The organism is Pseudomonas sp. SM4 (assembly GCF_051913165.1).
Taxonomy (GTDB): domain Bacteria; phylum Pseudomonadota; class Gammaproteobacteria; order Pseudomonadales; family Pseudomonadaceae; genus Aquipseudomonas.
The window spans coordinates 279,411-298,314 of sequence record NZ_JBODOE010000009.1; the positions used below are offsets into that span (position 1 = coordinate 279,411).

The following is an 18,904-nucleotide window of genomic DNA, read 5'->3' on the forward strand; positions in this document are numbered from 1 at the left end:
GGGTATATGCCCTTATTGCACAAACAAGCTTATGGATTCGGCAGGTTTTCGTTTGCAAGAAAAACCTGCCGCCTCACTCGGAGACGCAGGTTTATGAAGCAACTGTCCGACGTAAAATTTTCTACCCTCGATCTGGTGCCAGTGCGCGAAAACGGCAGCCCGGCGCAGTCGCTACGCAATTCGCTGGACCTTGCGCAACACGTCGAGAAATTCGGCTACACGCGATTCTGGGTGGCGGAACACCACAACATGGATGGCATCGCCAGCTCGGCAACGTCGGTGTTGCTCGGCTATCTGGCTGGCGGTACGTCGACCATTCGTGTCGGCTCCGGTGGCGTGATGTTGCCCAACCACGCACCGCTGGTGATCGCCGAACAGTTCGGCACGCTGGAAAGCCTGTACCCGGGGCGGATCGATCTGGGTCTGGGCCGTGCGCCCGGTTCCGATCAAATGACCGCGCGTGCGCTGCGCCGTGAACGCTCCGGCAGCGCTGATGACTTCCCTGAAGACGTCGCCGAACTGGTGCGTTTCCTCGGCCCGCGTACCCCGGATCAGCGGGTGATTGCGATGCCGGGCACGGGTACCAATGTGCCGATCTGGTTGCTCGGTTCCAGCCTGTTCAGTGCGCAACTGGCCGGTGAGCGTGGTTTGCCGTACGCCTTCGCCTCGCATTTCGCCCCGCGCTTCATGCACGAGGCGATTCGCGTCTATCGCAATCACTTCAAGCCATCGGCGGTGCTCGACAAGCCGTACGTGATGCTCGGTGTGCCGTTGGTGGCAGCGGATACCGATGAACAGGCTGATTACCTGGCGACTTCGGTGTACCAGCGCATTCTGGCGTTGATGCGTGGGCAGAGTCTGGTGCAGCGTCCGCCGGTGAAAACCATGGACGGCCTGTGGCTGCCGCATGAGCGTGAGGCGGTGGGTGATTTCCTTGGGCTGGCGATGGTCGGCAGCCCAGCGAAAATCCGCGCGAAGCTGGAGGTGTTGGTCGAGCAAACACAGGCCGATGAGCTGATTTTCACCAGTGATCTCTACGAACACGCCGATCGCGTGCATTCCTACGAACTGCTGGCACAAGTCATGAAGGGATAACGCGCGCCCCCCTGTAGGAGCTGTCGAGTGAAACGAGGCTGCGATCTTTTGATCCAGGTTTTTAGAGCAAGATCAAAAGATCGCAGCGTGCCGCAGCTCCTACATGAGACACAAAAAAGCCGACGCATTGGCGTCGGCTTTTGTATTTCAGGCGCGATCAACCGCGTTTGTAGACGATTTCCTTGGTGCCACCTTCGCAGGTGCCGACCACTTTACCGTCAGCCGCTGCGCCTTTGTCGACAACCTCCAGCGAGTAATTGGACGCACCTTTGGCATCAATTTTCGCCGCGATCTCGCTTTTCAGCTCTTCACATGGCTTACCGGCAGCAAACGCACCACCCGCAAGGCTCAACAAACCTACCGCCAACATAAACTTCTTCATCGGTCGCACTCCCTGGTCGGATTGAAAGAGGCGGGCATCGGGTCATCCACCCGATGCGCTCACCCTATAGCGCTTTGCCATTCCTATGGCACTCGGCCAGCGCGCAAGTTCAGAAGACTAGACCAAACTCAGCTACTGGCAATCTTGAAGCCCACTTTCAGCGTCACCTGAAAGTGCGCGGCCTTGCCGTCCTTGATGTGACCACGGGTTTCGGTCACTTCAAACCATTCCAGGTTGCGAATGGTCTTGTTGGCTTCGGCAATTGCGTTGTTGATGGCGTCTTCGATGCTGGTGGTCGACGAACCGACCAGCTCGACTTTCTTGTACGTGTGATGGTCACTCATAACGAACTCCTTGGCGTGTGGAATTGAGACTAGCAGTGAATCTGCACTGTTGATTTCGGTGGCTCTGCGCAGGCGAAGTTCAGATTTTCTGCACTTTCTCAAACCGTTGAAGTCCCAAACAACACACGCCACTCATCACCAATGCAGGAGAGCCACCATGGCCAACACCTCTTTACGTAAAGCCTCGTTGCAAAGCATGGAAGCCGAGATCGAGAGTCTGCTCAAGTCGTTGGAAAGCCTGAAGGACGACGCTTCGGACGAGTCGCGCAAGACCCTCAAGGCGCTGAAGAGCAACGCCGAAAGCGCGCTGAAACATTCGCGTCATCTGCTCAGCGACGCCTATGAAGAAGTCAAAGTGAAAACCCGCGAGACCGGGATCGCCACCCGCGACTACGCGCAGGAACATCCGTGGACGACTGCCGGTGTCGCGGTCGGTGCAATCGGTCTGCTCGCTGCTTACTTGCTGTTCAAGCGCGGCGAGTGATCGCTCTGGCGCAGCTCGTTCTTGAGCCATTGCGCCAGTTGCCGAGCGCGTCCGTCTGCGGCGCGCTTGGGTAGCCACAACGCCAGTTGCGCCGGGGTTTCACAGAAACCCCATGGCGCAACCAGGCGACCGGCCTTCAAATCTTCCGTCACCAGCGGCTCCGGCGCGATTGCCACGCCGAGACCAGCGACGGCTGCCTCCAGTAAATAATACAAATGCTCGAAACCTTGCCCGAGCTTCAACGCTTTTGCGTCGAGGTCGCTTTGCTGTGCCCAGCTTGGCCACGCTTGTGGGCGCGAGGTGGTGTGCAGCAGCGGTTCATTGAGCAGGGCCGAGGCTGGCGCGGTTTGCAGACGTTGGTAGCCGCTGAACAATGGGCTCATGACCGGGCCGATACGTTCTGCGGCCAATTCATAAACTTGCATGTCTGCCGGCCATGGCGGTTCGGCGAACAGCAGCAAAGCATCCAGCCCCGGACGCCGAGGATCGAGATCGCCTTCACCCGCTGAAAGATGCAGACGCAAATCCGGCAGATCGGCATTCAATCGTCCCAAACGCGGAATAAACCAGCGCGCCAGCAGACTTCCCGAGCATCCCAACACAAACGGCGCATCGGCGGTGCTCTGAGTTAACTCGGCGCAAACACCGCGCAGCCGATCAAAAGCTTCGCCACTGGCATCGCGCAATCGCATACCGGCATCTGTGAGTTTCAAGCCGCGACCATCCTTGACGAACAGACTGACGCCGAGGTGCTCTTCCAGCACCTTGAGCTGACGACTGACCGCGCCGTGGGTAACGTGCAGCTGCTCGGCAGCCTGACTGACACTGTTCAGCCGGGCGGTCGCTTCGAACGCGCGCAGGGCGTTCAGCGGGGGAAGGTCATGGCTCATGGTATCTGTGAGTTTTCCTGACAGGTTGTGGCGATCTTATCGGTTTTCAGCCTGGAAGGTCAGGGGTAGAGTGGTCGTCATTGTCTTTTGACCCGAATTCACCTGGAGCAACTCATGACCCAGACTTCGAACACTTCCAATCTGCGCAACGGCCCGGACGATAATGGCCTGTTTGGCTCGTTCGGTGGCCGCTACGTAGCGGAAACCCTGATGCCGTTGATCCTCGACCTGGCCCGCGAATACGAAGCGGCCAAGGAAGATCCGGCCTTCAAAGAAGAATTGGCCTACTTCCAGCGTGACTACGTCGGACGTCCGAGCCCGCTGTATTTCGCTGAACGCCTGACCGAATTCTGCGGCGGCGCGAAGATTTATCTCAAGCGCGAAGAGCTGAACCACACCGGCGCGCACAAGATCAACAACTGCATCGGCCAGATCCTGCTGGCGCGACGCATGGGCAAGAAACGCATCATCGCCGAGACCGGCGCCGGCATGCACGGCGTGGCCACGGCCACCGTCGCCGCCCGTTTCGGTCTGGATTGCGTGATCTACATGGGCACCACTGACATCGAACGTCAGCAGGCCAACGTCTTCCGCATGAAATTACTGGGCGCTGAAGTGATTCCGGTTGTTGCCGGCACCGGCACCCTGAAAGACGCGATGAACGAAGCCCTGCGTGACTGGGTGACCAACGTCGACAACACCTTCTACCTGATCGGCACCGTGGCCGGCCCACATCCATACCCAGCGATGGTTCGCGACTTCCAGGCCGTGATCGGCAAGGAAACCCGTGATCAGTTGCAAGCGCAGGAAGGTCGTCTGCCGGACAGCCTGGTGGCGTGCATCGGTGGCGGTTCCAACGCGATGGGCCTGTTCCACCCGTTCCTCGACGACAAGAGCGTTGAAATCATCGGTGTTGAAGCGGCCGGTTACGGCATCGAAACCGGCAAGCACGCGGCGAGCCTCAATGGCGGCGTTCCGGGTGTGTTGCACGGCAACCGTACGTTCCTGTTGCAGGACGACGACGGCCAGATCATCGACGCCCACTCGATTTCCGCCGGCCTCGACTACCCGGGCATCGGCCCGGAACACGCGTGGTTGCATGACATCGGCCGCGTTCAGTACACCTCGGTGACCGACGACGAAGCGCTGGATGCGTTCCACAAATGCTGCCGCCTGGAAGGGATTATTCCTGCACTGGAAAGCGCGCATGCCTTGGCCGAAGTGTTCAAACGCGCACCGAAGCTGCCGAAGGATCACCTGATGGTGGTCAACCTGTCGGGCCGTGGCGACAAAGACATGCAGACCGTCATGCATCACATGGAAAACGCTCAACAAGAGCCCTCCAAGCAGGAGAAACACTGATGAGCCGCCTGCAAACCCGTTTTGCCGACCTGAAAGAACAGAACCGTGCCGCGCTGGTGACCTTCGTCACCGCCGGTGATCCGGACTACGATACTTCGCTGGCGATCCTCAAAGGTTTACCGGGTGCCGGCGCCGATGTGATCGAGCTGGGCATGCCGTTCACCGACCCGATGGCCGACGGCCCGGCGATTCAATTGGCGAACATCCGTGCCTTGGGCGCCAAGCAAAACCTGGTGAAAACCCTGCAAATGGTTCGCGAATTCCGCGAAGGCAACAGCGACACCCCGCTGGTGCTGATGGGTTACTACAATCCGATTCATATGTATGGCGTTGAGCGCTTCATCGCTGACGCGAAAGAGGCCGGTGTCGACGGTCTGATCGTGGTCGACATGCCGCCTGAGCACAATGCCGAGCTGTGTGATCCGGCGCAGGCTGCAGGTCTGGACTTCATCCGTCTGACCACCCCGACCACCGATGATGCGCGTTTGCCTAAAGTGCTCAATGGCAGTTCCGGTTTCGTTTACTACGTGTCGGTGGCTGGTGTGACCGGTGCTGGCGCTGCAACGCTGGAACACGTCGAAGAGGCGGTGACCCGTCTGCGTCGGCATACCGATCTGCCGATCAGCATCGGTTTCGGCATCCGTACCCCGGAGCAAGCGGCGGCCATCGCGCGTCTGGCTGATGGTGTGGTGGTGGGTTCGGCATTGATCGATCACATCGCTAATGCGACCACTCCAGCCCAAGCCGTCGACGGTGTGTTGGGCCTGTGCTCGGCACTCTCCGAAGGCGTGCGTAAGGCCCGCGTCAGCTGAAGGTAAAGTTCCTGATACAGAGGAATTAGCACCTCAAAGTGCAGACTAATCCAGCAAGACCGAGGGCTTCAGAACATCGTTCTGAGGCCCTTTTTGCTGTTTGTGCCGTGAGGAAAGACCCGATGAAAATGCCGAAACGTCTGATAGCCGGATTGGGCGTACTGATGATCAGTGCAACGCCGCTGCTGGCCAGCGCCGATCAGCGCGACGATCACGACCACGGCGGCCCACAGCAGGGCCAACACGACAACCGCGGTGACAACCATGGTGATGATCACCACGGCCCGCAGAACAACCACCGTGGTGGCCCGCCACCGCGCGACTTTGGCCCGGTGCGCCAGACCATTCGTGACAATCATGGCTACTTCGTACGCGGCGCACCGCCGCCTCCGGGGATTCATCTGGAGCGTGGCCGGCCGCTGCCGCACGGGTATTACGGCGAGCGCCTGGATAATCGCGCGTTGGGTCGCTTGCCGGTGTATCCGGGGTATGAGTGGCGCCGGGCGGGGGGCGATATCGTGCTGATCGCGGTGGGTACCGGGATCGTCTACGAAATTCTCGAGGGTGTCCTCTATTGACCATCTGATCTAACTGGCAGGCCATCAACTGTGGTGAGGGGATTTATCCCCGACGGGTTGCGAAGCAGCCCCAAATCCGGCAAATGCGGTTTTTCAGTCAAACTGTGTTCGCTGGGATTGCGACTGCTTCGCAGCCGATCGGGGATAAATCCCCTCGCCACAAGGTATGCACTCAGCATCAGCATCAGCATCAGCATCAGCATCAGGCTCAGGGCAGTTCCAGCCCGCCAGAGGCTTTGTGCAATTTGCGCAAATGCGCGCCGATCTGCTTCACGTTCTCCTCACTCGCCGCTATCTCGGCAGCGCGCTTCGGCTCCAGCAACTTGCGCACCTCCGCGTCGAGATCCCCCGACAGCACCAGCAACTTCTTCTGCCGCTGGCTGCTTTCATCTTCCAGTCGCTTGAACTCGCTCGGCTGTGGCAACCCATAACCACGACTATCGAGCAATTCTGCCGGACGGCTGAGGAAGCCGCTGTTGGCGAGGATTTCCTGCAGCGTCGCGTTGGCCTTGTCCATGCCGCCATTTTCCAGCTCGCGCGCGCCGAGGTAGCGTTGCTTGACCTCATCCTGAGCCAACAGCAACTGACGTCGATAACTCGCCTGCTCCAGCAACAACAAGGCGGCGCTGGTGCGCAGATCCGCACGCTCGAACCACTCGCGGCGTTCTTCGGCGGTGAGCGACAGCCATTCCTCAACGGTGGTCTGTTTGATCGGCAGTTGTTTCTTCAGCACATCAAACATCGCCTGGTAGCGATCGCGGAACGAGTCGAAGCGATAACCCAGACGCAGCGCTTCTTTCGGATCATCGAGCACACTGGTATCGGCCAACCCGCGCCCCTTCATCACTTCCAGCAAGCCGTTGGGCATGATGCTGTCCAACCCGACGAACTGGCTGTTGTCACTGCCGCTGCGCAACAGTTTCAGACCCTCTACCGCGCAGTTGTTGGAGAGGAAGAAGTAGTTGCCGTCGTAGCTCCAGTGCATTTCGGCCGCATGCTCGACCACGCCCTCGATCTCTTCCCGTGACAGGTTGATCGGCACGGAGGCGAGGCTGCGCAATTCGGTCTTGGTGTATTCGTCGATCACCTGCGCAAGCGGCAGGACGAACAGCCGTGAAGGGTATTTGCCGACCAGTCCGTCCCAACTCGACAGCTGCACATCGCCGACAAAGGCGCGGTACGACAACACCAGATGTTGATCCAGATCGAGTCGGCAATCCGGGCCACGCGGACGGCCCGGCGCGCAGATCACCAGGCGCAACATGCTGTGGCCCCAGCGGCTGACCCAGTTCTGATTGGCTTCGGCCAACAAGTAATCAACCGCGTAAACCCGCTCCGGATCGACGTGCCCCAGTGGCTGTTTGGCGAAGTCGTTACCGGCGTTCAAAAACGCGAAGGTCTTGCTGCACGTGTCTTTGGTCGGTGGCGCCCAGCCGAAATGTTGCTGGTAATAGCGGTACAGCGCCGGGCGACGGCAGGCGTAGCTCGGGTCGAGGAGGAAGTACTCCATGTTGACCGCGACGAACTCTTTCGGGCTGGAAATCTCGTAGAGATCGGGGCTGCGGGCGATCTGTCGGTTGTGCTGCTCGCGTTCACCGCGACGGCCGACGTATTGCTGCCAACCGGCGAGGTCGAGCAGGCGCGGATCATCACTGAGAGTGAAACGACGGCCGTTCTGGCCACGGCATTCGTCAGGAATACCGATCAGCCCGGCGCTGTTGAAGCGGCGGGTGCAACGCTGGATCAGCGTGCGCTCGGCGTCCGGCCACAAGCGGGCGCGGTCATAAATGTGGGTGATTTCGTGCAGCACCGTGGCGAGCAATTCCTGGCGCACTGTGCCGTGGGGGCGATTGGTTTTTTCTTTCGCTGCGCTGCCGTCGGTAAGGCTGGCGAGCAGTTTGCGGTTCAGATCGAGTTCGGCAACCAGCGTGGCCTGGCCGTAGGCATTGGCAGGCATGTCGTCGGTCCAGCCGACATCAATGCGCCGATCCAGCCGCTCGATAAAGCTCGGCGGCAATCTCTGCATGGCCTCATCGATCAACGCCTGACTGGCCTGTTGTTGGGCGGGGCTCAGACCGTCAGTCTTGAGCCGCAATTGCAGGCTGGCGTGGGCGCTGTTGCCAAGCAGCAACAACGCCCCGGCCAGCAGCCAGGCGCCGAGTGACTTCACAGTGCGAGGATGGCTTCGGCGAGGACCTGATCACTGGCGTCGCGCGCTTCCGGGACGCGCGTGCGCAAGGTGTTGATGGCGGCTTCCAGATGCGCGCCACGGATATCACCGTTGGTGGCGACGAAACTGGCGGCGTCATCGTGCGCTTCACGGATGATCTTCGAGTCGCGAATCGACGTGGTGGTGTCGGAGGTGAAATCGATGGTGCGCTGGGAGGCACGAACGATGATGTTACTGGTGGCTACCAGGGTGTGCGCCTGGGCCACGTCGGCCAACAAAAACAGGCCAAGGGCGGCAGCAATCAGCGGGCTACGCATGGAACGACTCCGAAGGGACAGGTTAACTAAGGGCTAGGTTAACTATTGGACGAGAATTGCTTCTGCCAGTTCAAGATCAGAGACATGAAGTTTCGGCCGTTTTTTACGCAGGTAATTAAGCGCGGATTCCAGCTGCGCCCCACGCAATTGGCCGTCACTGGCCACGAACGCTGCCGCGTCATCGTGAGCGGCGAACAGCAGTTTACGGTCGAAAGGCGCGGAAGACACCATGCTGGTGGCGTAACCACTGACGACAATGCCTTGCGTCGACGCGTTGAAAGCATCATAGGCATCGACCGACGTCGCCCAACAGGCGCTCAGCAAAACGGAAGGGATCAGCAGATTTGGAAGAAAGCGCATCGGACTCGGTAACTATTAGCGAGCCGCAAGGCTAGCGCAATGCCCGGGCCAGAGCCAGTCTCGAAACATCGGGACACGCCCGGCGTGTCCCGTAATGCCTTGCAGCGATTAGATCGTCAGGATGGCCTGAGCCAGCTCCGCGTCAGTCGCGTTCAGTTGTGGAGCCTGGTGGCGAATGTGATCCAGCGCGCTTTCCAGTTTCACGCCACGGATGTCGCCTTGGGTGGCGACGAAGCTGGCCGCGTCATCACGGGCAGCGAGGACGATTTTGTCGTCACGGAACGACGAGGTCACGTCGGAAGTGGCGTCGGAGGAAGATTTCAGCGCACCCACGACGGCGTCGGTGGTAACAATGAAGCTGGTGGCGCTGGCGTTGGCAGCCACGGCCAGCAGGGCGGCAGCGCTGAGCAGACGAAGACGGGACATAGGGTAACTCCTGTGAATAAACCGTATTGAGAGGTGGCTCGGTATCTGAGGAGTCAGACGCCTGTTGCGCATCATTCGCCACGTTCTGTGTGGATATTAGGCGCAGATCCGTTCGCCAAACCAGCATCCAGACGAAAAACCGTAGGAGCTGTCGAAGGCTGCGATCTTTTGCTTTGGATTTTCAAGATCAAAAGATCGCAGCCTTCGGCAGCTCCTACAATTGTAGTGGTCTTATTTAAAATTATGTGAACTGTACTGGTATTGCTTTTCAAGAGCTAAAACGACAAAACCCGTCGCGGTTTCCCACGACGGGTTTTGCTTGTTCAATTCGGGTTGCTGGCGGTGGGTCTAACGACCAGAGCCAGCGACGCTGCTTAGCGCCAGAACGGCTTGCTCAGCTCTTCGTAGCGTTGTGCTTCGCTGATACCGGCGTCAGCCAGCAGACGCGAATCCAGACGGGCCAACTGGTGGCGGCTGGAGATGCGGCGCTGCCACAACATCAGGTTGGCGAGAACGCGCAGAGGCAGGGAAGCCTGGGTGTTTACAGCTTTGTCTTCGAAGAACAGTTCGGAACTGAGTGTACGTTCCATGGTTGACATCCTTCCGCTTGTGGCGGGATCAGGTAGTGGTTTGACTGGTGCCCATGATCCTCTCGTTTGCCTAGTCTCTCTAGATACAGTTCAACTGTATTGTGAGTGACCAGTTAACTGTTTATACGCGGTGTACGGGTCAAAATTGAGCAAACTGTACCTATGCGCACTTAAGTGGTGCATTTTTGCTTATTTCGGCAGGAAAGGTAGGCAAATGCCGTAGGAAATGACCAGTACAGCAGTACAGTTTATGTCGGGCGCATGGCTTGCGGAAGTTCGCTGACGCAAACTGTGTTTGCATCAGCGGTTTATCTGTGTGAATTACACAGCCAGCATGCGCCCGGTTTCTTCCAGATTCATGTGCCAGCTCAGCGCTTCACGCAGGATGTGCGGCGTGTGGCCGCCGATAGCACAGGCTGCCGTGAAGTAATCGTTCAGTGCCTGGCGGAAGTCCGGGTGCACACAGTTATCAATGATCACCCGCGCACGTTCCCGTGGCGCCAGGCCACGCAGGTCAGCCAGACCGACTTCGGTCACCAGAATGTCGACGTCATGCTCGGTGTGGTCAACGTGGCTGACCATCGGCACCACGCTGGAAATCGCGCCGCCCTTGGCGATCGATTTAGTTACGAACACCGCCAGGTGCGCGTTGCGCGCGAAATCACCCGAGCCACCGATGCCGTTCATCATCCGCGTACCGCAGACGTGGGTCGAATTGACGTTGCCGTAGATGTCGAACTCCAGCGCCGTATTGATCCCGATGATGCCCAGGCGACGCACCACTTCCGGGTGGTTGGAGATCTCCTGCGGGCGCAGCACCAATTTGTCTTTGTACTTCTCCAGATTGCCGAACACGTCGCTGTTGCGGCGCTCCGACAAGGTGATCGAACTGCCAGAAGCAAAGCTCAGCTTGCCGGCATCGATCAGATCGAAGGTCGAATCCTGCAACACTTCGGAGTACATGGTCAGGTCTTCGAACGGCGAATCGATCAGGCCACACATCACCGCGTTGGCAATGTTGCCGATACCGGCCTGCAACGGGCCGAGCTTGTTGGTCATGCGCCCGGCGTCGACTTCCTGTTTGAAGAAGGTGATCAGGTGCTCGGCGATGGCGTTGGTATCGACGTCCGGCGTCGACACGGTGGACGGCGAATCCGACTGCTGGGTAATAACGATGGCGACAATCTTCTCCGGCGGAATCGGAATTGCGGTGCTACCGATGCGGTCGTCGACTTTTACCAGCGGGATCGGCGTGCGCGTCGGACGGTAGGTCGGGATATAAATGTCATGCAGGCCTTCGAGGTTGGCGTTGTGCGCCAGGTTGATCTCGACGATCACCTGTTTGGCGAAAATCGCGAAGCTCGCCGAGTTGCCCACTGAAGTGGTCGGCACGATGTGGCCTTGTTCTGTGATCGCCACGGCTTCGATGACCGCGATGTCCGGCAGCTTCAGTTGCTGATTGCGCAGTTGCTCAACGGTTTCCGACAGATGCTGATCGATGAACATCACCTGGCCGGCGTTGATCGCCTTGCGCAAAGTGCTGTCGACCTGGAACGGCATGCGCCGCGACAGTACGCCGGCCTCGGTCAGTTGCTTGTCGAGGTCGTTGCCCAGGCTGGCACCGGTCATCAGGCTGATCTTCAGCGGCGTGACCTTGGCGCGCTCGGCCAATGCGTGAGGGACGGCTTTGGCTTCGCCGGCGCGGGTGAAACCGCTCATTCCGACGGTCATGCCGTCCTCAATCAGAGCGGCTGCGTCGGCGGCGCTCATCACTTTGTCCAACAACGAAGGCAGGCGAATACGGTCACGATACATGGATTATTATCTCGGGAAGCGAGTAGCAGGATGCGCAGTCTAGTGAATTTGACGGGCGCCTGTCCCGCTACCAAGGTCGCAAACGAGGCGTCTATTCAGCGGGTTTCAAGTAAAACACCGTTACTGGATCTGCAACAACGCGGCAAATTGTCCGACGTTTTGCGCAAACAAAAACGCCCCGACAAGTCGGGGCGTTCGGTGTTGCAGCGGGGAATTATTCGACCGCTTTAACCATGTCTTCGATGACTTTCTTCGCGTCGCCGAACACCATCATGGTCTTGTCCAGATAGAACAGTTCGTTGTCCAGGCCGGCATAGCCGCTGGCCATCGAGCGCTTGTTGACGATGATGGTCTTGGCCTTGAACGCTTCGAGAATCGGCATGCCGGCAATCGGCGACTTCGGATCATTCTTGGCGGCCGGGTTGACCACGTCGTTCGCGCCCAGCACCAGCACCACGTCGGCCTGGCCGAACTCGGAGTTGATGTCTTCCATCTCGAACACCTGATCGTAAGGCACTTCGGCCTCGGCGAGCAGAACGTTCATGTGCCCCGGCATACGGCCGGCAACCGGATGGATCGCGTACTTCACGGTCACGCCGCGGTGGGTCAGCTTCTCGGTCAACTCCTTCAGCGCATGTTGCGCACGCGCTACCGCCAAGCCGTAACCCGGCACGATGATCACGGTGTCGGCGTTGGTCAGCAGGAAAGTCGCGTCGTCAGCCGAACCGGATTTTACCGGACGGGCTTCCTTCGCACCGGCAGGGCCTGCATCGGCCGTGTTGCCGAAACCGCCGAGCAGTACATTAAAGAAGGAACGGTTCATCGCCTTGCACATGATGTACGAGAGGATCGCACCGCTCGAACCCACCAGCGAACCGGCAATGATCAGCATCGAGTTGTTCAGCGAGAAGCCGATTCCCGCCGCCGCCCAGCCCGAATAGCTGTTGAGCATCGACACCACCACCGGCATGTCGGCGCCGCCAATCGGGATGATGATCAGCACGCCCATCACGAACGCCAGCGCCAGCATCAGCGCAAACGCGGTGAGGTTACCGGTGAACATGAAGGTCAGGCCGAGTGCCAGCGTAGCCAGACCCAGCACGGCATTCAGCTTGTGCTGACCGGCAAACTGTACCGGTGCGCCCTGGAACAGACGGAACTTGTATTTGCCCGACAGCTTGCCGAACGCAATCACCGAACCGGAGAAAGTAATCGCACCGATGGCCGCACCGAGGAACAACTCCAGGCGGTTACCCGTCGGGATCGAGTCGCCCAGCTGTTTAACGATGCCCAGCGATTGCGGCTCAACCACCGCAGCGATCGCGATGAACACTGCCGCGAGGCCGATCATGCTGTGCATGAAGGCGACCAGTTCCGGCATCTTGGTCATTTCAACGCGCTTGGCCATGATCGAACCGGCGGTGCCGCCGACCAGCAGGCCAACGATCACGTAGCCGATACCGGCAGTGGCCAGCTCAGCGCCCAACTTATAGATGAGGCCAACGGTAGTCAGAATGGCCAACGCCATGCCGAGCATGCCGAACAGATTGCCGCGCCGCGAGGTGGTCGGGTGCGACAGGCCTTTGAGGGCCTGGATAAAGCAGATCGACGCGATCAGGTAGAGCGTCGTGACGAGATTCATGCTCATTACTTCGGCGCCTCTTCTTTTACTTTCGGGGCTTTCTTCTTGAACATCTCAAGCATGCGGCGGGTGACCAGGAAGCCACCAAACACGTTCACCGCCGCCAGTGCCACGGCGAGGGTACCCATGGTTTTGCCCAGCGGCGTGACAGTCAGTGCAGCCGCGAGCATGGCGCCGACAATCACGATCGCCGAGATGGCGTTGGTCACTGCCATCAACGGCGTGTGCAGCGCAGGTGTAACGTTCCAGACCACGTGGTAACCGACATAAATCGCCAGCACGAAGATGATCAGGTTGTAGATACCGGGGGAGATAAGCTCTTCCATCGTCTGAATCCCTGCTTAGGCGTTTTTGCGGATGACTTGGCCGTCGCGGCACATCAGGCACGCGGCGACGATGTCGTCTTCGAGGTTGACGTCGAACTGACCTTCTTTGGTGAAGACCAGCTTGAGGAAGTCCAGCAGGTTGCGTGCGTACAGCGCCGAAGCGTCTGCAGCGACTTCACCGGCCAGGTTGGTCGGGCCACAAATGGTCACGCCATTCTCGACCACGACCTGATCAGCCACGGTCAGCGGGCAGTTGCCGCCCTGAGCCGCCGCGAGGTCGATGACCACCGAACCCGGTTTCATCTGCGCCACGGTGTCCGCGCTCAACAGCGTCGGTGCCTTGCGGCCCGGAATCAGCGCGGTGGTGATGACGATGTCAGCCTGCTTGGCGCGCTCATGCACAGCCTGCGCCTGACGCTGCATCCAGCTCGCCGGCATTGGCCGCGCGTAACCGCCGACACCGACGGCGCATTCGCGCTCTTCATCGGTCTCGTAAGGTACGTCGACGAACTTCGCGCCGAGGGATTCGATCTGCTCTTTCACCGCCGGACGCACGTCGGACGCTTCGATCACCGCACCCAGACGTTTCGCCGTAGCAATCGCCTGCAACCCGGCCACACCGGCGCCGAGAATCAGCACGCGCGCCGCTTTCACGGTGCCCGCAGCCGTCATCAGCATTGGCATGAAGCGCGGATAGTGGTGAGCGGCCAGCAACACAGCCTTATAGCCGGCAATGTTCGCCTGCGACGACAACACATCGAGACTCTGCGCGCGCGAGGTGCGCGGCGCCGCTTCGAGGGCGAACGCGGTAATGCCGCACTCGGCCATCTTCGCGATGGTTTCGTTGTTGAACGGGTTGAGCATGCCGACCAACACCGTACCGCGCTTGATCAGCGTGAGTTCGGCATCGCTTGGCGCGACCACTTTGAGAATCAGCTCGGCGCCAAACGCGTCATTGGCACTGCCAATGGTTGCGCCTGCCGCTTCATAGGCACTGTCGACCACACTGGCGTTAACGCCGGCGCCGGTTTGCACAGTGACCTTATGACCTTGGCTGATCAGCTTTTTAATGGTTTCCGGGGTTGCAGCAACCCGTGTTTCACCGGTCTGGGTTTCGAGAGGAACACCAATGTGCACGTCAAATCTCCTGCGTGATCTTATTGAGTAAACCCATGCACTACGGATGGTGCGACTGGGGCGGCCGATCAGCACGATCCCGCCAAATCAGGGCGGGGCGCGGCATTTTGCAGGCGAACTTTATGCCCTTCAAGGGATTATGACGGGTGACGGAAAATTAACTACAAGTCATGCCGTGACCGAATGTCGCACATGCCCTGTCGAATCCCTTACAGGCCGTGCTCTGCAAGGATTCTGGCGCAATATGGAAAAATTTCTCATCGGTGACGTGAATAGACCGCAATACGTCGTGAATGGAGGCTCAAAGCCACGTCTTCAGGCGCTTGTAGGACGTCTGTACGACTTTCGGATACAGTCTGCGCATATGCGACAAATACTTATATCTGTAGGGCTTTGATTTTTCTGACTACGAGGTCAATAAGCGCTGAAAGCCTTCACCCTTCTAGGCTGTAGCTCTGAGCCTGATTTACCAGCCAGTCGCGAAATGCCTTTAAAGACGCCGATTCGACCTTTCGTTCGGGAATCATCAGGTAATAGGCCTTGATACTGGCGAGTGCCTGCGGGTTGGCAATCACCAAGCGTTTCTCAGCCAACTCGCGCTGAATCAGGAAGGGTGGAATCAGCGCGATCCCCATGTCGTGCATGGCCGCTTGGGCGAGCATGGAGAATAGCTCGTAGCGCGGGCCTGTCATGTCGCGGGGGATATTCAGGTGTTGCGAGTTGAACCACTGTCGCCAGGCGTAAGGGCGGGTGGTCTGTTGCAGTAGCGGTAGCTCGGCAATCTCGTCGGCGGTCAGAAGCTTCTTGTTGCCGAGTAGGGCGGGGCTGCACACCGGCATCGGATTTTCGCCCATCAGCCTGTGGGATTCGGTACCAGACCAGTCGGCATCGCCGAAGTAGATCGCGGCATCGAATTCAGTGTCGGCAAACAGGAAGGGCCGGGTACGGTTGGTCAGATTGACCGTGACTTCCGGGTGCTTGAGTTGGAAATCCTTGAGGCGCGGCAGCAGCCATTGCGTACCGAAGGTTGGCACCACCGCCAACTCGATCACATTGGTGCCTTGCTGGCCCATCACCGACAAGGTGTCGCGCTCGACTGCATCCAGTTGCGTGGCGACCCGGCGACTGTAGGAAAGTCCCGCTTCGGTCAGCTTCACCCCGCGTCGCGAGCGTCGGAACAGTTCCACACTGAGGAACTCCTCAAGGCTGGCGATTTGTCGGCAAATGGCGCCCTGGGTGAGGGAAAGTTCTTCGGCGGCGCGGGTAAAGCTCTCGTGGCGTGCAGCGGCTTCAAAGCTGATCAGGGCGGTGGTGCTGGGGATCTTCCTGCGCATGTACGTCAACCTCACTAATGCGCCGCATAAAAGGCATTTCGCGACGTTTCGAAGTGAGAAATTAGCACAACAGAATGCGAAATCCTCGTTTGCCGCGACGGCGAACCGCGCCTAGGATCAATGCCACGTTAATTCAGCCGATTTACGAGGACACACTCATGGGCGCTAAAGCTAGCTTCAACTGGATCGATCCCCTGCTGCTGGATCAACAGCTCACTGAAGAAGAGCGCATGATCCGCGACACCGCCGAGCAGTTCGCTCAGCAAAAGCTTGCGCCGCGTGTTCTCGAAGCTTTCCGCCATGAGAAAACTGACCCGGCGATCTTCCGCGAAATGGGCGAAGTCGGCCTGTTGGGTGCGACCATCCCCGAGCAGTACGGTGGCAGCGGCCTCAACTACGTGAGCTACGGCCTGATTGCTCGCGAAGTGGAGCGGGTCGACTCCGGCTATCGCTCGATGATGAGCGTGCAGTCCTCGCTGGTGATGGTGCCGATTAACGAATTCGGCACCGAAGCACAGAAACAGAAATATCTGCCGAAACTGGCTTCCGGCGAGTGGATCGGCTGCTTCGGCCTGACCGAGCCAAACCATGGCTCCGACCCAGGTGCGATGATTACCCGGGCCCGCAAAGTCGACGGCGGATACAGCCTGACCGGCGCGAAGATGTGGATCACTAACAGCCCGATCGCCGACGTGTTCGTAGTCTGGGGTAAGGACGATGCCGGCGACATCCGTGGCTTCGTCCTGGAGAAGGGCTGGAAAGGCCTGAGCGCTCCGGCGATTCACGGCAAGGTCGGCCTGCGTGCGTCGATCACCGGCGAGATCGTCATGGACAACGTGTTCGTGCCGGAAGAGAACATCTTCCCGGACGTGCGCGGTCTGAAAGGCCCGTTCACTTGCCTCAACTCTGCGCGCTACGGCATTTCCTGGGGTGCACTGGGCGCTGCCGAGTTCTGCTGGCACACCGCCCGCCAGTACACGCTGGATCGCCAACAGTTCGGTCGCCCATTGGCCGCTACTCAGTTGATCCAGAAGAAGCTGGCCGACATGCAAACCGAGATCACGCTGGCCCTGCAAGGCTGCCTGCGTCTGGGTCGAATGAAGGATGAAGGCACGGCGGCGGTCGAAATCACTTCGATCATGAAGCGCAACTCCTGCGGCAAGTCGCTGGACATCGCCCGTATGGCGCGCGACATGCTCGGCGGCAACGGTATCTCCGACGAATTCGGCGTGGCGCGTCACCTGGTCAACCTGGAAGTGGTGAATACCTATGAAGGCACTCACGACGTTCACGCGCTGATTCTCGGCCGTGCGCAAACCGGTCTGCAGGCGTTCTATTAATAGGAGAGCGACCATGGGCGCGCTGTCGCATCTGCGGGTACTGGATTTATCGCGCGTGTTGGCCGGGCCGTGGGCCGGGCAGATCCTCGCCGACCTTGGCGCCGAGGTGATCAAGGTTGAGCGCCCGGGTAATGGTGACGACACGCGCGCTTGGGGGCCGCCCTTCCTTAAAGACGCTTATGGCGAGAACACCTCGGAAGCGGCTTATTACCTGTCGGCCAACCGCAACAAGCAATCGGTGACCATCGACTTCACCCGCCCCGAGGGTCAGAAGCTGGTGCGCGAGTTGGCGGCCAAGTCGGACATCCTCATCGAGAACTTCAAGGTCGGTGGTCTGGCGGCTTATGGGCTGGACTATGAGTCGCTGAAGGCGATCAATCCGAACCTGATCTATTGCTCGATTACCGGGTTCGGCCAGACCGGGCCTTATGCCAAGCGTGCTGGCTATGACTTCATGATTCAGGGGCTGGGCGGGCTGATGAGTCTGACCGGTCGTCCCGAGGGTGATGAGGGTGCCGGGCCGGTAAAGGTCGGTGTGGCGCTGACGGATATTCTTACCGGTCTGTATTCGACGGTGGCAATTCTTGCAGCGTTGGCTCATCGCGATCACGACGGGGGCGGCCAACACATCGATATGGCGTTGCTGGATGTGCAGGTTGCGTGTCTGGCGAACCAGGCGATGAATTACCTGACGACGGGCAACGCGCCGAAGCGTCTGGGCAATGCGCATCCGAACATCGTGCCTTATCAGGACTTTCCTACGGCTGACGGCGACTTCATTCTTACCGTGGGTAATGACGGGCAATTCCGCAAGTTTGCCGAAGTGGCCGGGCAGCCGCAGTGGGCTGACGATCCGCGGTTTGCTACTAATAAGCTGCGAGTAGCGAATCGGACGGTGTTGATTCCGCTGATTCGCCAGGCGACGGTGTTCAAGACGACTGCCGAGTGGATTGCCGAGCTGGAGCAGGCGGGCGTACCTTGTGGGCCGATCAATGATCTGTCGCAGGTGTTTGAAGATCCGCAGGTGAAGGCCCGTGGCCTGGCGATAGAGTTGCCACATGCGTTGGCGGGAATGGTGCCGCAGGTGGCCAGCCCGATTCGTATGTCGCAGACACCGGTTGAGTATCGTCGTGCCCCGCCTTTGTTGGGTGAGCATACGCTGGAGGTTCTGCAGGGTGTGCTGGGCTTGGGCGCGGGTGCGGTGGCTGAGCTGAAGGCGGCTGGGGTGCTCTGAAGATCCCTTCTATATAGAAGGGATCACGTTTGCTTCCTTTATATAGATGCATTTGGTCGTTCTTTAACCAATCTGCAAGTGATTGAAAGAAAAGCGAAATTAACGGTTGACGGCAGATCTCAGGTGTCTATAATTCGCCCCACTTCCGGCGGAGTCGAAACGGAAAACTCCTTGAGATTCAATGAGTTGTGTAGGTTTCGGCAGCAAGTGCTTCAGTTCATCGAAGCCAGAAAGAAGTTGAAAAAGAGGTGTTGACAGCAGCGTGT

20 protein-coding genes are annotated in these 18,904 nt (G+C 59.1%); 7 read left to right on the forward strand and 13 right to left on the reverse strand.

Translation table 11 applies throughout. The annotated features are described in order from the left end of the window. Positions 1-93: 93 nt before the first annotated feature. Entirely contained in the window at positions 94-1,095 is a 1,002-nt protein-coding gene (locus ACQ4MY_RS18785; protein WP_440096087.1) for an LLM class flavin-dependent oxidoreductase, read from the forward strand. Between the two features lie 157 nt (positions 1,096-1,252). Here the strand turns inward: ACQ4MY_RS18785 and ACQ4MY_RS18790 are convergent, their stop codons facing one another. Both ACQ4MY_RS18790 and ACQ4MY_RS18795 read right to left on the reverse strand, forming a co-directional pair. Then, a complete protein-coding gene (locus tag ACQ4MY_RS18790; protein WP_008081153.1) occupies positions 1,253-1,477 on the reverse strand; it encodes a DUF1161 domain-containing protein in 225 nt (74 codons plus the stop codon). 128 nt (positions 1,478-1,605) lie between these two features. Continuing rightward, entirely contained in the window at positions 1,606-1,821 is a 216-nt protein-coding gene (locus tag ACQ4MY_RS18795; RefSeq protein WP_008081151.1) for a dodecin, read from the reverse strand. Between the two features lie 157 nt (positions 1,822-1,978). Here ACQ4MY_RS18795 and ACQ4MY_RS18800 point away from each other — a divergent pair, with 157 nt between their 5' ends. Then, complete coding sequence (locus tag ACQ4MY_RS18800) at positions 1,979-2,305, forward strand: DUF883 family protein (protein ID WP_007911686.1); 327 nt, start codon at positions 1,979-1,981, stop codon at positions 2,303-2,305. Here the strand turns inward: ACQ4MY_RS18800 and ACQ4MY_RS18805 are convergent. Further along, complete coding sequence (locus ACQ4MY_RS18805) at positions 2,278-3,195, reverse strand: LysR family transcriptional regulator (RefSeq protein ID WP_440096088.1); 918 nt, start codon at positions 3,193-3,195, stop codon at positions 2,278-2,280. The two genes, ACQ4MY_RS18800 and ACQ4MY_RS18805, sit on opposite strands and share 28 nt — an antisense overlap. A 114-nt stretch (positions 3,196-3,309) precedes the next feature. Here ACQ4MY_RS18805 and trpB point away from each other — a divergent pair, with 114 nt between their 5' ends. The 3 genes from trpB to ACQ4MY_RS18820 all read left to right on the forward strand — a co-directional run bounded on the left by trpB (position 3,310) and on the right by ACQ4MY_RS18820 (position 5,947). Further along, positions 3,310-4,557 (forward strand): tryptophan synthase subunit beta, encoded by a 1,248-nt coding sequence (trpB, locus tag ACQ4MY_RS18810; protein ID WP_440096089.1) that lies wholly within the window; start codon positions 3,310-3,312, stop codon positions 4,555-4,557. Beyond that, the gene (gene trpA / locus ACQ4MY_RS18815) at positions 4,557-5,369 is read left to right on the forward strand and encodes a tryptophan synthase subunit alpha (RefSeq protein ID WP_158831633.1); all 813 of its coding nucleotides are present in this window, start codon (positions 4,557-4,559) and stop codon (positions 5,367-5,369) included. Before trpB ends, trpA begins: the two co-directional genes overlap by 1 nt. Before the next feature lie 122 nt (positions 5,370-5,491). Next, positions 5,492-5,947, forward strand: a complete 456-nt coding sequence (locus ACQ4MY_RS18820; protein ID WP_440096090.1) for an anti-virulence regulator CigR family protein — start codon at positions 5,492-5,494, stop codon at positions 5,945-5,947. Positions 5,948-6,155: 208 nt separating this feature from the next. Here ACQ4MY_RS18820 and ACQ4MY_RS18825 read toward each other — a convergent pair whose 3' ends face one another. The 10 genes from ACQ4MY_RS18825 to ACQ4MY_RS18870 all read right to left on the reverse strand — a co-directional run bounded on the left by ACQ4MY_RS18825 (position 6,156) and on the right by ACQ4MY_RS18870 (position 16,064). After that, the gene (locus tag ACQ4MY_RS18825; RefSeq protein WP_440096091.1) at positions 6,156-8,117 is read right to left on the reverse strand and encodes a DUF7844 domain-containing protein; all 1,962 of its coding nucleotides are present in this window, start codon (positions 8,115-8,117) and stop codon (positions 6,156-6,158) included. Further along, positions 8,114-8,434, reverse strand: a complete 321-nt coding sequence (locus ACQ4MY_RS18830) for a DUF2388 domain-containing protein (protein ID WP_122604763.1) — start codon at positions 8,432-8,434, stop codon at positions 8,114-8,116. The genes ACQ4MY_RS18825 and ACQ4MY_RS18830 overlap by 4 nt, the downstream gene beginning before the upstream one ends. A gap of 42 nt (positions 8,435-8,476) precedes the next feature. Then, on the reverse strand, positions 8,477-8,794 hold the full coding sequence (locus ACQ4MY_RS18835) for a DUF2388 domain-containing protein (protein WP_053116412.1): 318 nt from the start codon (positions 8,792-8,794) through the stop codon (positions 8,477-8,479). A gap of 108 nt (positions 8,795-8,902) precedes the next feature. Beyond that, a complete protein-coding gene (locus ACQ4MY_RS18840) occupies positions 8,903-9,220 on the reverse strand; it encodes a DUF2388 domain-containing protein (RefSeq protein ID WP_008081137.1) in 318 nt (105 codons plus the stop codon). Positions 9,221-9,594: 374 nt separating this feature from the next. Continuing rightward, positions 9,595-9,810: a DUF1127 domain-containing protein gene (locus ACQ4MY_RS18845; protein ID WP_008081135.1), complete on the reverse strand. Its 216-nt coding sequence runs from the start codon at positions 9,808-9,810 to the stop codon at positions 9,595-9,597. A 321-nt stretch (positions 9,811-10,131) separates the two neighbouring features. Next, the gene (locus ACQ4MY_RS18850) at positions 10,132-11,625 is read right to left on the reverse strand and encodes an acetyl-CoA hydrolase/transferase family protein (protein ID WP_008081132.1); all 1,494 of its coding nucleotides are present in this window, start codon (positions 11,623-11,625) and stop codon (positions 10,132-10,134) included. A 214-nt stretch (positions 11,626-11,839) separates the two neighbouring features. Beyond that, positions 11,840-13,273: an NAD(P)(+) transhydrogenase (Re/Si-specific) subunit beta gene (locus tag ACQ4MY_RS18855; protein ID WP_016985542.1), complete on the reverse strand. Its 1,434-nt coding sequence runs from the start codon at positions 13,271-13,273 to the stop codon at positions 11,840-11,842. Beyond that, positions 13,273-13,593, reverse strand: coding sequence for an NAD(P) transhydrogenase subunit alpha (locus tag ACQ4MY_RS18860; RefSeq protein ID WP_003187417.1), 321 nt, complete (start codon positions 13,591-13,593; stop codon positions 13,273-13,275). Before ACQ4MY_RS18860 ends, ACQ4MY_RS18855 begins: the two co-directional genes overlap by 1 nt. A gap of 15 nt (positions 13,594-13,608) precedes the next feature. Continuing rightward, complete coding sequence (locus ACQ4MY_RS18865; protein ID WP_122660354.1) at positions 13,609-14,730, reverse strand: Re/Si-specific NAD(P)(+) transhydrogenase subunit alpha; 1,122 nt, start codon at positions 14,728-14,730, stop codon at positions 13,609-13,611. Positions 14,731-15,164: 434 nt separating this feature from the next. After that, positions 15,165-16,064, reverse strand: coding sequence for a LysR family transcriptional regulator (locus ACQ4MY_RS18870; protein WP_440096092.1), 900 nt, complete (start codon positions 16,062-16,064; stop codon positions 15,165-15,167). Between the two features lie 158 nt (positions 16,065-16,222). Between ACQ4MY_RS18870 and ACQ4MY_RS18875 the strand changes: the two genes are divergently transcribed. Together ACQ4MY_RS18875 and ACQ4MY_RS18880 are read left to right on the forward strand one after the other, a co-directional pair. Next, positions 16,223-17,404: an acyl-CoA dehydrogenase gene (locus ACQ4MY_RS18875; RefSeq protein WP_440096093.1), complete on the forward strand. Its 1,182-nt coding sequence runs from the start codon at positions 16,223-16,225 to the stop codon at positions 17,402-17,404. A 13-nt stretch (positions 17,405-17,417) separates the two neighbouring features. Then, positions 17,418-18,638 carry a CaiB/BaiF CoA transferase family protein gene (locus tag ACQ4MY_RS18880; protein ID WP_440096094.1) on the forward strand — a complete coding sequence of 407 codons (1,221 nt, stop codon included), beginning with the start codon at positions 17,418-17,420 and terminating at the stop codon, positions 18,636-18,638. Positions 18,639-18,904: the final 266 nt, after the last annotated feature.